Origin of the sequence: Mycoplasma sp. HS2188, from assembly GCF_025209835.1 — a bacterium.
Classification (GTDB): domain Bacteria; phylum Bacillota_I; class Bacilli_A; order Mycoplasmatales; family Metamycoplasmataceae; genus Mycoplasmopsis.
Map to the genome: position 1 here is coordinate 24,395 of NZ_JAOAOI010000006.1, position 15,261 is coordinate 39,655.

A 15,261-nucleotide genomic window follows, 5' to 3' on the forward strand; every position below is an offset into this window, starting at 1 on the left:
GTTATGTTGAAAGGAAAAATTTATTCATTAACCGGTGGAAGATACCATATTAAAGACGAAAACAATCAAACTCACTTTTTACCAGCCGCAGGGGTTTTTAGACACAAAAATATAGACCCTGTGGTCGGTGATATAGTTGAGTTCGAAACTGATGGTTACATCTCAAAAGTTTACGAACGTAAAAACGTTTTTGTGCGTCCTAAAGTCGCAAATATTGACGCAATTGTTGTTGTAATGTCTGTAGTTGAACCAAAATTTCAACCCTATTTAGTTGATAAATATTTAGCTTTTATTGAGGCTAATGATATTGAACCAATTTTGTTTATTACTAAAGTTGATTTAGCACTCAGTGAGTGAGAAAATACTTATCGGGCAATGGGCTATGATGTTTTTGATATTGATTATCAGGATGCTAATCTTAAAGAAAAAATTAAACATTTCTTTAACGGAAAGGTCATATCATTAATGGGTCAATCGGGAGTTGGTAAAACAACATTTATCAATGCAATAGCGGGAACAAATTTTCAAACGCAAGAAATATCTAAATTCGCAAACCGCGGCAAGCACACAACCCGAACAGTTCAAATTATTGAGACTTTAGGCGGGGAATTAATTGATACTCCTGGATTTTCGAGTTTTGATATAAATTTATCAAAAATTCAATTAGCACAATCATTTAAACAATTTAAGGAATTATCAAAGATGTGCAAGTTTAAATCTTGTCTGCATTTAAACGAACCTGAAGAATATTGCAATATAAAATTACACGTCAAAGACGGCATTATTCCTGAATTAAGATATAAAAACTATTTAAAAATGATGAAAGAGGCAAAAAATGAGTAAAAAATATGTAACACCTTCATTATTGAATGTTGAAGAAGGCAAAAGAGCACAAATGGCACAAACCTTAATTAATGAGGGCATTGAATGAATTCATTATGATGTAATGGATGCAAAATTTGTTCCAAATAAGGCTATTGAACTAGAAGAAATTATTGATATAAAACAAAACACATCAAAACACTTCATGGATGCACACTTAATGGTTGAAAAACCACTGGATTATTTAGACAAATTCAAAGATGTTGTGGATATTACCACTATTCACTATGAAGCGATAGACCATGATGAACTATTGGAATTTTTAGAAAAAAAACACCACGATTATAGAATTGGTTTAGCTATCAAACCACAAACAAATGTTGAAGAAATTCAAGATTTTCTACCATATGTCGCACTTGTTTTAGTAATGTCAGTTGAACCAGGAGCCGGCGGCCAAAAATTTATCCCAACAGCCCTAGATAAAATAAGCTTATTAAAAAAATTAAGATCTAAAAATCAATACCAATATTTAATTCAAGTTGACGGAGGGATCAACGATACAACTGGACCACAAGCTTTTAAAGCAGGTGCTGATGCTTGTGTAGCAGGAACATTTTTAGTAAAAAACCCTACAAAAGAAACCATTTCGTCTGTACTGAAAAACTAATAAATTCCATTTTTGGAATTTTTTTAAATTAAATCAAACAAAATATTATTTCCTACGGAGGGAGTATAATTTTTTATTATGAAAGAGTTGTTTATATCTACGATCACAAACTCTAATTTAATTGGGGTTTGTATCGCCTCTATTTTAGTTATTTTTATTGGTTTTTTACTCACGAAAGCATCAATATTTAAAACTGAGTGAATAGGGCCGATGAGTAAAATTGTCTTAGAAATCGCATTACCTGCAATTGCTATTAAAGGTTTCATGTCTTCTTTGACAATGCAAAAATTAAAAGAACAAGCCTGAATCTTATTGATTTCATTTTTGTTTTATTTTATTCTTTCAATAGTCTCATGACTATGGATTAAGTGTGATTGAAAACTTCCTGTTTTTATTAAAAAAAGCAACTCAAAATCAATTGTCAATACACTTGCCCGCACTTCAAATGGTGATATACCACGAGAAAGAGTATTGACAATGTGAATGCTGTTAATTTTTGGTTCCACTACAACATTTGGCCTACCAATTATTACTGAATTTTATCGTGGCACAATAAACGAAGCAACTTCAATATTGAGTGTAAGTATATTCAATGTTCCTCAACGTATGTTTTTATACACATACTGCTTTATGATGTTTACTGGTTTGAAATTCAATAAGAAAAATATGGGTAATACCTTAAAAAAACTCGCAACAAACACGACTTTACTTATTACTTTTATTGGGCTTGCGTTGTGATTGACTCAATTAATTCCTGCAATAGGAGAACACAGTCAAGCCGTGTCTAAAACATTGAATTTAGCCAATAATGAATCAGTATTAGCAGTCAAAAAAGCAAGTTATGGTGTTAATTTCCTACCAATTTATTTTGATGCTGAAGGCAGTAAATACATTTATAATATTGCAAAATCTATATACGAACGCACGACATTGACTGCATCCGGTTGAATGGACGCAGGCGTGACAATGCCATACTTTAAAAATATCGCCAATATGTTAGCATCTTTATGTACTCCACTTGTCTGATTAACTGTCGGAATGAAAATGAGTGAAAGCAAACTTAGAGCTGTTTTCACTGATAAATGAGTCTGATTTTACACAATCGTTAAAATTGTAATAATCCCATTATTAATGTTGGGTGTAATGTATTCACTTTATAATTCAAATCATAAAGTTGGTGCTGTTGCAGCACTATCAATCGTTGTTGTTAGTGCAACGCCACCAGGAGCAGTTCCGGCCGCAATCGCATTGTCATACAATAAGGCCCCGACATTTACAGCTCGTGCTTCAGCGCTTTCAACACTGGCTTCAATCGTTTCTTTACCGATTTGAATAATTCTTTGTCAATTATTATTCACATAATAAAGAGCAATTTAAATATTGCTTTTTTTAATATCTTTTTATAATATACATATGAAAGAAACAAACAACAATATTTATACTGGTATTGAACCGAAAAAAATGTATAAAGCATACAAAAAAACAATAAAAAAAACATGAGTATCACGTAACATTATTCAAAACGAAAATAGCACTTTTTGACTATTTGAAAAAATTGCTAAATTTTTCTTAATGTTAATTTTATTTATTTCAACCCCTAAAACGAGTTGAAAAAATAAAAGTAAGTCAAGCGAGTTGATAGATCGTACATACCAAAAATTTACAGCTAAAGAATCAGCATTTATTCCAATATCATTATCATTTTACTTTCTAATCTCCTTTGTTCCTATATTGACAGTTGTTGTTGTGTTGTTGTCATTCATCAATGGCTATAATACAGTGTTTTTAGACATTATTTTGAGTCGTATAATTCCTGGTGTTAAATCAATATTAAACATTCCAAACTTTAAAATTAATCAGAGTGTGCAATACACAACAATTGGTATTTTATTGTTCGGTTCTACATGATTAGGTTCGAGTGGTTGAGGGCGTTTTATATACTCACAAAATTACATATACGGTCACGAAAACCTAGGTAACTTTTTCTTAAATAGACTAAAAGGCTTTTTTATTGTTCTTGGCATTAGTTTGTATTTGTTTATAGTTTCTTTAATATACATATCTTTTTATAAATTAATTGTTCCAAGACTTTCAGTTGTTGGTGAACTAGTATTTTTTTACATTAGTTTTATGTTTTACTTAATATTGGTTTTATACTTTGGTTTTTCATTAATTTACAAGCTGACACCAAGTTTTAAATTGCCATGAAACTCTGTTTTACCAGGTGTATTATTAGCTACAATCCCCAATATGATTTTCATTGGTGTTTTCGGATATTTAACATCACTTATCAATTACACCCAATACGGAGCAATTGGAACATTTATGTATATAGCTTTATTTGTTTCATCTTTATCATATTTTATATTTATCGGCTTGATTGTAAATGAGTCTTATTACAAAACCTATTATTCAAGTTATACGATAGCAAAAAGGGATTTTTTCTTAAAAAGAATAAAATAGTCAATAAAATTCAGCGTTTTAATACAAAAAACACCGAATTTTATTAATTATTAATATTTAGCACTCTAATACTTTTTGTGCTAAAATATAAAACATGAGTAAAAAAGATTATTATAAAATTCTAGGAATTTCTAAAGACGCAACAGAAAAAGAAATTAAAACTGCTTACCGTAAATTGGCAATGCAATATCACCCAGATAAATTAAAAGATGGAACAAGTGATAAAAAAATGCAAGAAATAAACGAAGCATACCAAGTATTAAGCGACAAAGAAAAGAGAGCAAATTACGATAAATATGGCACTGAAGATGCTCCACAAGGCTTTGGCGGTTTTGGTGGCGATATGGGCGGTTTTGGTGATATTTTTGGTTCATTTTTCAATAGCTTTACTGGTTCGAGTTCATCACACTCATATGGCCCTTCTCGTGGCGATGATTTGCTATCTAGAATTCAAATTGATTTTAATGATGCAATCAAAGGTAAACAAGTTACACTTGAATTAAAAAAATGAGAAATATGTGATTTGTGTAATGGCAAGGGTGCCCAAAATGCTTCAGATATCAAAACATGTAGTGTTTGCAACGGTTCAGGACAACAACAATTTCAACAAAGAACACCTTTTGGTGTAATCAACACCGTTGGTACATGTCGCAACTGTAATGGAGTTGGAGAAATAATTGCCAACAAATGTAATCAATGTAAAGGCGAAAAATATATTAGAAAAAACAAAAAAGTATCATTCAATGTTAGTGAAGGTGCCGACACTGGCGAAAGAATTAAACTTGCCGGATATGGTGACCGTGGTGAAAACGGCGGGCCTTCAGGAGATATGTATGTTGAAATTTATGTAAAAGACCATAAACACTACATTCGTAAAGGTTTAAATCTATTTTTAGAATATCCAGTATCTTTCCTAGATATCGTTAAAGAAAATGAGGTTTTAGTTCCTACTCCATATGGTAACGAAACTATCAAACTTCGTCGAAATTATCAAAATGGACAAACAATAATTTTAAATGGCAAAGGTGTTAAAAAGAATGGAAGAGTTGGTGAGTTGAGAATTACATTTAAAGTTATGATTCCTGAATTATCAAACACAGAATTCAAGAAAATGGCCAAAGATTTAGATAAATATTCAGACTCCACAAATAAAGATTTCATAAAACAATTTTAAGAACATCATTTAATGATGTTTTTTTATTTTATTTATATTTGTTATTTATAATAAAAATATGAAATCTCCTAAAAAAATAAATTTAGAAAATGTATTCCCAAGTAAGGGGTACGATGCAAAAAGCTTATTTAGCTCTCTACTTAAAGAAGACGAAAATTTCAAAAATGATGTTGAAATGTTTTTTTCTTTACTACCAGAAAACAATTTAGATAAAGATCTAGATGATGTCTTTATTTCCCAAAAAGAGCTAAATAGTAACCAAAATATTGACATTATCAATACAAAGGAGCTTACTGATATCAAAGTCAATTTAACTGTTTTTGAACAAAAATTAAAGGGTTCAAAAAATAATTACTTCAACAAAATATCATTGCAAGATAAAGAGACTTTAGAAATGACTAAACAATTTTTTTTGGAAATGAGAAATTTCGATGGCTACGATACAGGTTTAAATTCGAGATTTGATGATGGCGACACAATGACAATAGCCGAATCAGCTGAAATTGTCATAACAAAAGTAGAACTTTAAACAAAAAAATTACTTTTTTTAGTAAGATTTATATATTGTAGTTTTAAACGCTATTATGTAAGGAGAAATATGAAAAAAATTAACGTTGCTATTGACGGACCATCAGGTGCTGGTAAGTCCACAGTTTCACAAGAAGTAGCGAAGAGAATTAATTATGCCTTTTTAAGTTCTGGCAGTGTTTATCGTGCTATCGCTTACGTGATTAACCAATTGAATATCGACCATAAAAACGAAGAACTTGTTAACCAAAACTTAAAAGATGAAATTTTAAAAATAACTTTAGATGAAAATCAGAAAATTTTTGCTGACGGAAAAGATATAACTTTATTAATAAGATCTGATGAAATCTCACAAATTTCATCAAACATTGCTGTTTACAAAAAAGTTAGAGAATATGTTGTTGAATATATACAAAAAATCACAAGGGCAAACAAAGGATACATTATGGATGGCAGAGACACCACATATCGTATTATGCCTCATGCAGAAGTAAAAATTTTCCTAACAGCTACAGCAAACGAAAGAGCGAGACGTCGTATTTTACAAAACCAACAATTAGGTTACAATACAAACTTCAATGAGGTATTGGCCGAAGTTGAAGCGAGAGATAAACAAGATTCAAGCAGAAAAAATGATCCTCTAAAAATAGTTCCTGACGCAAAAGTTATCGATTGCACTTCAATGAGTTTCGAAACAGTAGTTGAAAACATTGTTTCATTAATTAAGGAAAAAGAGAATGAGAAATAACGTAATCGCAATAATCGGAAAGCCAAATGTTGGTAAAAGTACTTTATTTAACCGTTTAGTGGGTAAAAAAAGTTCAATTACATACGATGAACCTGGTGTAACTAGAGACAGACTATACGAAACTTTTGAGTGAAGCGGCAAAGAAATTAAAGTTATTGACACAGGCGGAATTGAAGTAGAAAACCGCCCTTTTCAAGAACAAATTAGAACTCAGGCAAAAATTGCAATTGATGAAGCGAATGTAATTGTTTTTATGGTGGATGGTTCTTCGGAAATAACAAACGATGACCAGATGATTTTGAGTATTCTTCGTAAAAGCGGCAAACCAGTAATAGTTGTTGCTAATAAGCTTGACAATAAAGATTTATTTAATTGATCATGATATTCTCTTGGGGTTGATAAAATATTTCAAATCAGTGCACAACACGGACACGGGGTTGGTGATGTGCTAGATGAATGTCTGTTTTACTTAAATCTTGATGATGAAAAAACTGATAAAAATTTCAGACTTTCGATAATCGGAAGACCAAATTCTGGTAAATCTTCATTATTAAACTTACTATCAGGCGAAGAAAGATCGATTGTCAGTGATATTGCCGGAACAACTAGAGATAGCGTTAAAACTTTTGTTACAATTAAAGACCAAAAATTTGAGTTGGTCGATACTGCAGGTATTACCAAAAAAAGTAAAATTGTTGATATGATCGATAAGTACGCATTGATGCGTGCGATTTCAGCTCTTGATGAATCAGATTTGTCAATAATTATGATTGATGCGTCAAGGGAATTAAGCCATTTTGATTCTAGAATAATTGGATATGCTTTAGAAAACTCAAAACCAATAATAATCGCAATAAACAAATGAGATTTAATTGAAAAAGAAACAAACACAATGGCCAATTTTGAAAAAAATATGCGTAACAAATTCCACTTTGTTCCTTGAGTGCCATTTAGATTTATCTCTGTCTTGCAAAACAAAAGAATTGATAAATTATTAGAGACAATTTTACATGTCAAAGAAAATTTAGAACGTGATGTTAAACCTTCAATACTTTCTAACTTGATAAGAGAAACTCAGTTAATTCAACCCGCTGCCCCTTATAATGGTGGAAGGTTAAATATTTATTTCGCAAGAAAATTATTAAACACTAGAATCCCGACTTTTATGTTTTATGTAAACAATAAAAAATTCTTACACTGAAGCTATGAAAGATTCTTAGAAAAACAAATTAGACAAATGATTGACTTTGAAGGTACACCAATAAAATTGATTTTCAAAAATAAATCTGGTCTAGAATAAAATTTTTTCAATAAAAAAAGAGTATTTTTTCTATATTTTCTTTTTCAATCAAATTTCTCTTCTTTATTTATTTAGAAATATGAAACGAAAATAATATAATAAAATGTTAAATTAACGAAAGGAATAATATGACTAAAAAAGAATTTGTTGCAGAAGTGGCTGATTTAATGGGTGTTCCCGTTAGAATTGCTAACGACTTTTTTGAAAAGTTTATTAGCGTACTTAAAGATTGTCTTGTAAGAGATGAAAAAGTTCAACTAAGTGCTCTTGGAACATTCGAAACTGTCGTTAGAGATGGACGTGATGCTATTAATCATTTCACAAAAGAAAAAATAACAATTAAAAAGAAACGTGTTGTTAAATTTAAACCATCTAAATATTTAAAAGAACAACTAGCCGAATAAGTTGTTTAAATAAGGTAAAAAATCAATAATGCCTGGATACGTTAGCTCGATAGAGTATCCGGCATTTTTTATTTCTTCATATGACCACGATTTTTTTCAATGTTTAATTAAGTACATAGCATCAATCAAATAGAATTCATCTCATAAGGAAAATAAAACAATGAAAAAAGAGATGCCTCCTAATGAATTAATTTTGCTTAAATATTCAATTTGGTGAGTAGAAATATTGGATGATGGCAGTCTATTTTCGTTTGTGCTTTTGGCTTCAAATGCAATAAAAGTTCCATTGAAACAACCGATGTAATCAACAGTACTTTTCTTAAAGATAAAAGCCCCGCTGACTTCTTTATTTGAATTCATTTTATGAAATTTAATAGGTAAAGTTTTCTTCTCAATTAGAGCAAGACCGTTTTTTTCATAATATGAAATTGTCTGGTTTATGATTTTTTCTAACAGCATTCCACGATTTTTATTCATGCAATAAAAACACCGAAAATTATTGAAAAAAATAAAAAAGGAAAAAATAATTAATTTTGGCAAAAAATAATACTTTAAACAAATTCGTGCTTAATATAAATTAATATTTAATATTAATAAATAAAATAAATTATAATAATCATATGAAAATAGGAGTAGATATAACATCAATCCAGAGATTTCTAAATATTCCTAACGGATTTGAGAAGCGTTATTGTCATCCAAATGAACTAAAAATTATTGCGAAGAGCAAAAATAAGACTAAGGATTTAGCAACTATTTGAGCAATCAAAGAAGCTTTATTCAAAGCTGATAATCAGTTGTTTGAGTTCAATAAAATTGAATTGACACACACTGAAACTGGATGAGAATACAATGATAACTACACAATTTCCAATAGTAACGAAGGTGATTTAGTTATTGCCTTTGTAGTAAGCAAAAATTAAGGAGCAATTATGAGTTTTAATATAAAAATGATTTTTCTATGATGACATTTTCTATGATGTTTATGAAGACTGAGAGCACAGGCAAGAAAATATCGTAGACAACCTAATGATTTAACACCTCAACAAAGAAATGACTACTTGTTGAAGAGAGCAAGACAAATTCTTTGATACTTTAATGTTAAGTTAGAAGTTACCGGCTATGATGATTTACCTAAATCACCAGCAATCTTAATGCCTAATCACAAGTCAAATATGGATCCAGTGATTTTGCTAGCGGCATTAAGAAAGACAAATCATGCCAAACAAGGTGGAAATAAAATACCAACTTTTTTAGCAAAAATTGAGTTGAAGAAAAAAGGAATTGTTAAAAATGCATTGGAATTATTAGATACTATCTTTATCAACCGTCAAGACATTAGACAATCAGTTAAAGCTTTGAAAACTTACGGTGATTTTATTAAGTCTAATAAAAGATACGGAGTTATTTTCCCAGAAGGAACCAGAATTAAAGAAGATGGTTTAGGCGAATTTAAAGCAGGAGCAGTTAAAGTTGCTCAAAGTCAATATCTATCGATTATTCCTGTGGCTATCAGCGACACACGAGATGCATTGAATAAAAATCGTGCTAAAAAACTTGTTGTCAAAGTTAACTTTTTAAAAGCTATTAAGCCAGGAGAATTTCTATCTATGGAAAATCAAGCAGTTGCTTCACGTGTAAAAACATTAATTGAAAAGGCTTTAGAAAATGAGTAGTATTTTTGTAAATGACACAGAAAAATTTTCAATAAATATTAAAAATTTTGATGGTCCACTTGATTTATTATTAGCATTGGTCCAAGATAAGAAAAAGGACATCATGGATATTGATGTTGCCGAGTTAGCTTCAGCTTACTTAAATATCATTCAAAATTTACAAGATAATGAAATTGATATTGCTGGTGAATATTTAGTTATGGCTGCAACATTGTTAGCGTTAAAAACAAAAATGATTTTGTACACCCCAGAAGAAAAACCAGAAATTGAAGAAGACAAGCGAGAAATATTGCGTCGTTTGTATGAATATCAACAATTTAAAGAAATTTCGAAAGCTTTACGTGAAAGAGAAGAAGCTAGAAAATTGATCTTTATTAAAAAACCAAGTGATATTGAAGAGTTTTTAGTTGATGACGATAAATCCCAATTAGACGGGACTTCTAACCCACTTAAACTTGTTACAGTTTTAAGAAAAATGTTTGAGCGTACTTATGCACAAAAATTAAGACAAACAAAATTAGACCATTTCCAATTAACACCGCAAGATCAAATTCCATTTATTTTAAATCTATTTGATAATTATGAAAATGTAACGTTTGAAATGATCTTTAATCAGCCAAGCATGAACCACTTCGTAATTACTTTTTTAGCAATTTTAGTCTTAGTTAAAACACAAAGAATCAAATTAACCCAAAAAGAACAATTCGGAACAATTACATTCGAAAGAGGTCCAGAATATGAAAAATAATATTTTAGAAGCTTTATTGTATATTCAAGGTGATGAAGGTTTAACTTTGGAACAAGTAAAAGAAATTTTCAACCTTAACACAACACAGGAAGCAAAAAAAGTGATTAATGATTTCATTAAAGAATACAACAAGCGCGAAACTGCCCTAAAAGTTGTAAATTTCAATGAAATATATAAATTAGCAACACGTGAAACATATCGTGAATACATTGCGAAAATGGTGCAAGTTGTTAAGAAACACAGATTGTCAAATGCTGCTATTGAAGTTGCAGGTATTGTGGCTTATAAAGCTCCTGTAACTCGTTCAATGGTTAATAACATTCGTGGAGTGGCCAGTGAACAAGTAATGAATACATTATTGGCAAAAGGTGTTATTGAAGAAGTTGGTATAAGCCCTACTCCTGGTAACCCTGTTTTATACGGAATCACTAACAAGTTTTATGATTACTTTAGAATTAAAACAATGGCTGATTTACCAAGATTAAATGAGTTTAACTTTGTTGATGGTTTAGATGATGAATCTCAAGAAGATTTCAGTTTCTTTGACTCGCAAAGACCTGACCAATACGAATAGTGGTTTTTCCACTATTTTATATTACAATGTCAAAGCAATCTTTTATTGCGACATCTAACGATAATCAACGCAAATTATTGAAATTTCTATCTTCAATATACAAAAAAGTGCCCTTATCTAAATTACATAAAACACTGCGTAACGGCGACGTAAAAATAAACTCCAAACGCACAAAAGACTTTAATTACATAATTCAAGAAAATGACATTATTGAAGTTTATGGACTCAATGATAATGACTCGTTATTGACTAAATTCAACTCATCAATAACCTTAACAAGCGAGATTATATACGAAGATAACAATATTATTTTAATCAATAAAAAAGAAGGCGTTGAAGTTCACGGAAATTCAAATTCGCTTGACCAACAAGTTTATTCATATTTAAATTTTGAACAAAACACTTCGTTTAAACCTAGTCATGTTGGAAGGCTAGATAAAGTCACAAGCGGTCTGATAGTTTATGCAAAAAACTATGAGTCATTAGTTGAATTAAACAAAGCAAACAACGCCTTTGATAAAGATTATATTTTTGTCCCTGAGGCAAAAATTACTGATAATCTTTACTCACTATTTATCAGTAAAAACGAGTCACAAAAGCGCATGATTATAACCGATAATGAAACAAAAAACTCACAATTAGCAATAACAAACATTGAATGAATTAACGGGCAATACCACGCAAAAATAATAACTGGTAAAAAACATCAAATTAGAGCCACTTGCGCATATTTAAATGCCCCAATAGTTGGAGATACTAAATATGGTGCCAAAGCTTTTAGACGTGTGTTGTTGCATTCGTATTCATTGAAATTTAAAAATTTAGAAGGCAATCTATCTTATTTAAATGATAAAACCTTCTCGTGTAAACCAAAAAATTGAGTATAGGAGAAAAATGAAAGTCATAGATAAAGAAAAACTAATAAGTATCGTTAAAAATTTACTTTTAGAACCAAGCGATGAAGTCATAGAACAAATTCTTTCAGAATGAAATATATTAGAAAAACAAATATCTAATATGCAAAAAATAGATACAGAAGGTGTAAAACCTTTAACACATATCAACGAAAAACCTTTGCTTGATTTTTTCAGGGAAGACATTGAAAATAACAATTGAGCAATCACAAAAGAACAAGCCTTACAAAACGCTTCTGATGCCGATGAAGACTACATAATAACATCTAAGGTGGTGAAATAATGAAACTATTAAATTACGGAAATTTGGATAAAGCATTAGCTGAATTAAAAGCTGATAAAAATAACGCAGTAGCACACGTTTTTGAAGAAAATTTCAATAAAAATACTGAAGGTTTACTAAAAAATGCTGTTTTTACTATTAAGGATGTTTTTGCTACAGATAATGCCAAAACAACTGCATCAAGTAAATTATTGGCTAATTTCCAACCTGGTTATAATGCAACATCAGTTCAAAAACTAATTGATGCCGGAGCAATTCCGGTTGCTAAGGTATACAATGATGAATTGGCTTTAGGGGGAACTGGGACTTTTAGTGCTTTCGGTTTGATTGCTAACCCTAAAGATTCACAAAGATTAGCAGGGGGATCTTCTTCAGGTTCAGCCGCTACTTTGACTGAAAATATTTCGTTTGCACTCGGTTCAGACACCGGCGATAGTGTGCGTCTACCAGCTTCATATAACTCAATTGTTGGTTTTAAACCTAGCTATGGAGCAATCAGTAGATATGGTATGTTTGCATACGCATCTTCATTAGATACTGTTAGTTATTTTGCGCACAACACCAATGATATTGCTTTAATTTCACAAGTTTTATATGGCATTGATAACAAAGATTTTACAACTGTAGAAGTCAAAATTGACAATGTAGCGAAATTAAAACCAAGATCAATTGCTGTTTTAGATATTAATGAAAAATATCTTTCGCCTTTTACAAGCCAATCGTACAAAGCTCTTATTGAAAAACTAGAAAATACAGATATTTCAATTGAAAAAGTCAAAATTAATGAGGATTTATTAAGGGCTGTTAAACCTGTTTACGATATTATCTCTTACTCTGAAGCTTCTTCAAATTTGTCTAATTTAAACGGAATTGCATTCGGCGAAAGAAAACAAGGTGAAAGTTGAGAACAAATAATGACTAATACTCGTTCGCAAGGTTTTGGAACAATGGTTCAAAGAAGATTGACTTTAGGAAGCATTTTCTTGTTTTCAGAAAACCAAAAAGAATTATTTATAAAAGCTCAACAAGTTAGAAGATTAATCAAAGAGTATTGAGATGATTTACATTCAAAATATGATGTTGTTATTTACCCAGCAAGCGGTGATATAGCTCCTTTTATTGATTCAACAAAGAATAAGTCATATGACTTTATGGAATACATTTTAACAACTTCAAACTTAGCTGGTAACCCATCAATAACAATCCCTTGAATTAAAGAAAAAGAATTAGGTATTAATTTAGCAATAGATTCAGCAATTTACACTGACGAAAAATTACTTTCACACACTTTATGAATTGAGGAATTTTTAGGAGGCAAAAATGAATAGTTTTGAAGTAGTTATTGGGATAGAAATACACCTTGAATTAAACACTAAAACTAAAATGTTCTCACCGGCAAGAATAGATTTTAACGCCCAACCTAACACTACAATTAACCAGATTGATTTAGGTTACCCAGGAACCTTACCTTTATTGAATAAAGAAGCAGTAATCAGTGCTATAAAACTTGCAAAAGCCTTGAAAATGGACATTGATACTGAAATGCATTTTGACCGTAAAAACTATTTTTATACCGATTTACCAAAGGGCTATCAAATTACTCAATTTTTTAGACCAATTGGTTCAAACGGACATATTATTACAAATCGTGAAACAGGTTCAAAAGTTGAAATTGAAAGAATACATTTAGAAGAAGACACAGCAAGACAACACCACGGCGAAGTTACTAAATTAGATTACAACCGTGCGGGCGTACCTTTAATCGAAATAGTAACAACACCTTCAATCAGAAGTGCTGAGCAAGCAGTCGAATATGTAAGCAGTATTCGTCAAATCGCTTTATCTTTAGGTATTTCTGACGCCAAAATGGAAGAAGGATCATTAAGAGCTGACGTAAATATTTCATTAAGACCAAAAGGATTTGATGTTTTTGGTACTAAGGTTGAAATTAAAAACATCAATACCTTCCGTGGTATTGCTAAAGCAATTGAAAACGAAATTGAAATCCAAACTAAAAAATTAAGAATGGGTGAAAAAATATTGCAAGAAACAAAACGTTTTAACCCCGAAAATCAAACAAATGTCTCAATGCGTGTTAAAACCGGTCAAGTTGATTATAAATATTTTCCCGAACCAAATATTCCAATAATTAAAATAAGTGATGATTTTATTAATTCAATCAAAATTAATGAATTACCTTGAGAAAGAGAACAAAGATATAAAGATAGCGGAATTCAACAAATTTATATCAATTCATTAGTAAATGATATTGAGTTAGCCAACTTCTTTGACTCAATAAATGTTGATAATAAAGATAAATTATCTAAACTATTTTTCGCTGAAGTTGTCTCACTTGCAAATTCATTGCAAAAACACGTAGTCGAATTAAACATTAAACCAGTATATATTGAGCAAGCTATTGCTTTATTAGACAACGAAGTAATAAGTGGAAGGGCATTTAAAAAATTAATACCTTTATTGCAAAATTTCAATGAAAATATTGATGAATTGGTTCAAAAACATAAACTTGCTCAAATTTCAGATACATCAACAATCGCTAATTGAGTTAACGAAATAATCGTGCAAAACACAAAAGTTATTGACGAGTACCCTACCAGACCTGAAAGAGTTTTAAAAATGATTCAAGGTTCATTAATGAAAATTTCTGGTGGTCAAGTAAACCCTACAAAAGCGATTGAAATTATTGAAAAAATACTGAATGAAAAATTTAATAATTAAAGGATCGGTAAAAAATTAGTGTGTTAGCTGAAAACCTAACTAGTTAATTTTCGATTAATACCATTATACCTAATTTTTTTTAGAAATTTTTAAGATTTTTGCGTTTTAAAAACTGGTGCAAAAAAATAAAATTTTCTTTTGCACGCGCGCGTACGCCTTTTAAGGCAAGGCAACAAATGGTACAAAGCTTCTAACCGAAGCACCATTTTATACCTTGCTAT

18 protein-coding genes are annotated in these 15,261 nt (G+C 30.5%); 17 read left to right on the forward strand and 1 reads right to left on the reverse strand.

From position 1 onward, the window contains the following. Positions 1-6: 6 nt before the first annotated feature. From rsgA to N1F73_RS02600, 9 genes are all read left to right on the forward strand, one after another. A complete protein-coding gene (gene rsgA, locus N1F73_RS02560) occupies positions 7-843 on the forward strand; it encodes a ribosome small subunit-dependent GTPase A (protein WP_260359967.1) in 837 nt (278 codons plus the stop codon). Continuing rightward, the gene (locus N1F73_RS02565; protein WP_259289996.1) at positions 836-1,489 is read left to right on the forward strand and encodes a ribulose-phosphate 3-epimerase; all 654 of its coding nucleotides are present in this window, start codon (positions 836-838) and stop codon (positions 1,487-1,489) included. Before rsgA ends, N1F73_RS02565 begins: the two co-directional genes overlap by 8 nt. A gap of 210 nt (positions 1,490-1,699) precedes the next feature. Further along, a complete protein-coding gene (locus N1F73_RS02570) occupies positions 1,700-2,851 on the forward strand; it encodes an AEC family transporter (RefSeq protein WP_260359968.1) in 1,152 nt (383 codons plus the stop codon). A gap of 51 nt (positions 2,852-2,902) precedes the next feature. After that, a complete protein-coding gene (locus tag N1F73_RS02575; protein ID WP_259289994.1) occupies positions 2,903-3,952 on the forward strand; it encodes a YihY/virulence factor BrkB family protein in 1,050 nt (349 codons plus the stop codon). Positions 3,953-4,046: 94 nt separating this feature from the next. Beyond that, entirely contained in the window at positions 4,047-5,126 is a 1,080-nt protein-coding gene (locus N1F73_RS02580) for a DnaJ C-terminal domain-containing protein (RefSeq protein ID WP_260359972.1), read from the forward strand. 58 nt (positions 5,127-5,184) lie between these two features. Further along, positions 5,185-5,655 (forward strand): hypothetical protein, encoded by a 471-nt coding sequence (locus tag N1F73_RS02585; RefSeq protein WP_259289992.1) that lies wholly within the window; start codon positions 5,185-5,187, stop codon positions 5,653-5,655. Positions 5,656-5,724: 69 nt separating this feature from the next. Beyond that, positions 5,725-6,402, forward strand: coding sequence for a (d)CMP kinase (cmk, locus tag N1F73_RS02590; protein ID WP_259289991.1), 678 nt, complete (start codon positions 5,725-5,727; stop codon positions 6,400-6,402). Then, positions 6,392-7,702 (forward strand): ribosome biogenesis GTPase Der, encoded by a 1,311-nt coding sequence (gene der, locus N1F73_RS02595; protein WP_259289990.1) that lies wholly within the window; start codon positions 6,392-6,394, stop codon positions 7,700-7,702. The genes cmk and der overlap by 11 nt, the downstream gene beginning before the upstream one ends. 128 nt (positions 7,703-7,830) lie before the next feature. Continuing rightward, complete coding sequence (locus N1F73_RS02600) at positions 7,831-8,106, forward strand: HU family DNA-binding protein (RefSeq protein WP_259289989.1); 276 nt, start codon at positions 7,831-7,833, stop codon at positions 8,104-8,106. Here the strand turns inward: N1F73_RS02600 and recU are convergent. Continuing rightward, entirely contained in the window at positions 8,095-8,583 is a 489-nt protein-coding gene (gene recU / locus N1F73_RS02605) for a Holliday junction resolvase RecU (protein ID WP_260359975.1), read from the reverse strand. The two genes, N1F73_RS02600 and recU, sit on opposite strands and share 12 nt — an antisense overlap. 143 nt (positions 8,584-8,726) lie before the next feature. On the opposite strand from recU, the gene N1F73_RS02610 reads away from it, so the two are divergent. Genes N1F73_RS02610 through gatB form a run of 8 tightly spaced genes read left to right on the forward strand, consistent with a single transcriptional unit; the run spans position 8,727 to position 15,040 of the window. Beyond that, positions 8,727-9,029 (forward strand): 4'-phosphopantetheinyl transferase superfamily protein, encoded by a 303-nt coding sequence (locus tag N1F73_RS02610; protein ID WP_260359977.1) that lies wholly within the window; start codon positions 8,727-8,729, stop codon positions 9,027-9,029. 9 nt (positions 9,030-9,038) lie between these two features. Then, a complete protein-coding gene (locus N1F73_RS02615; protein WP_260359979.1) occupies positions 9,039-9,782 on the forward strand; it encodes a lysophospholipid acyltransferase family protein in 744 nt (247 codons plus the stop codon). After that, positions 9,775-10,530: a segregation/condensation protein A gene (locus tag N1F73_RS02620; RefSeq protein WP_259289985.1), complete on the forward strand. Its 756-nt coding sequence runs from the start codon at positions 9,775-9,777 to the stop codon at positions 10,528-10,530. Before N1F73_RS02615 ends, N1F73_RS02620 begins: the two co-directional genes overlap by 8 nt. Further along, positions 10,520-11,104, forward strand: a complete 585-nt coding sequence (scpB, locus tag N1F73_RS02625; RefSeq protein WP_259289984.1) for an SMC-Scp complex subunit ScpB — start codon at positions 10,520-10,522, stop codon at positions 11,102-11,104. Before N1F73_RS02620 ends, scpB begins: the two co-directional genes overlap by 11 nt. A gap of 26 nt (positions 11,105-11,130) precedes the next feature. Continuing rightward, complete coding sequence (locus tag N1F73_RS02630) at positions 11,131-11,991, forward strand: RluA family pseudouridine synthase (protein WP_260359980.1); 861 nt, start codon at positions 11,131-11,133, stop codon at positions 11,989-11,991. Between the two features lie 7 nt (positions 11,992-11,998). Next, positions 11,999-12,301: an Asp-tRNA(Asn)/Glu-tRNA(Gln) amidotransferase subunit GatC gene (locus N1F73_RS02635; protein ID WP_260359981.1), complete on the forward strand. Its 303-nt coding sequence runs from the start codon at positions 11,999-12,001 to the stop codon at positions 12,299-12,301. Continuing rightward, complete coding sequence (locus N1F73_RS02640) at positions 12,301-13,629, forward strand: amidase family protein (protein WP_260359982.1); 1,329 nt, start codon at positions 12,301-12,303, stop codon at positions 13,627-13,629. Before N1F73_RS02635 ends, N1F73_RS02640 begins: the two co-directional genes overlap by 1 nt. Next, positions 13,622-15,040, forward strand: a complete 1,419-nt coding sequence (gene gatB, locus N1F73_RS02645) for an Asp-tRNA(Asn)/Glu-tRNA(Gln) amidotransferase subunit GatB (protein ID WP_260359983.1) — start codon at positions 13,622-13,624, stop codon at positions 15,038-15,040. Before N1F73_RS02640 ends, gatB begins: the two co-directional genes overlap by 8 nt. The last annotated feature ends 221 nt before the right edge of the window (positions 15,041-15,261 follow it).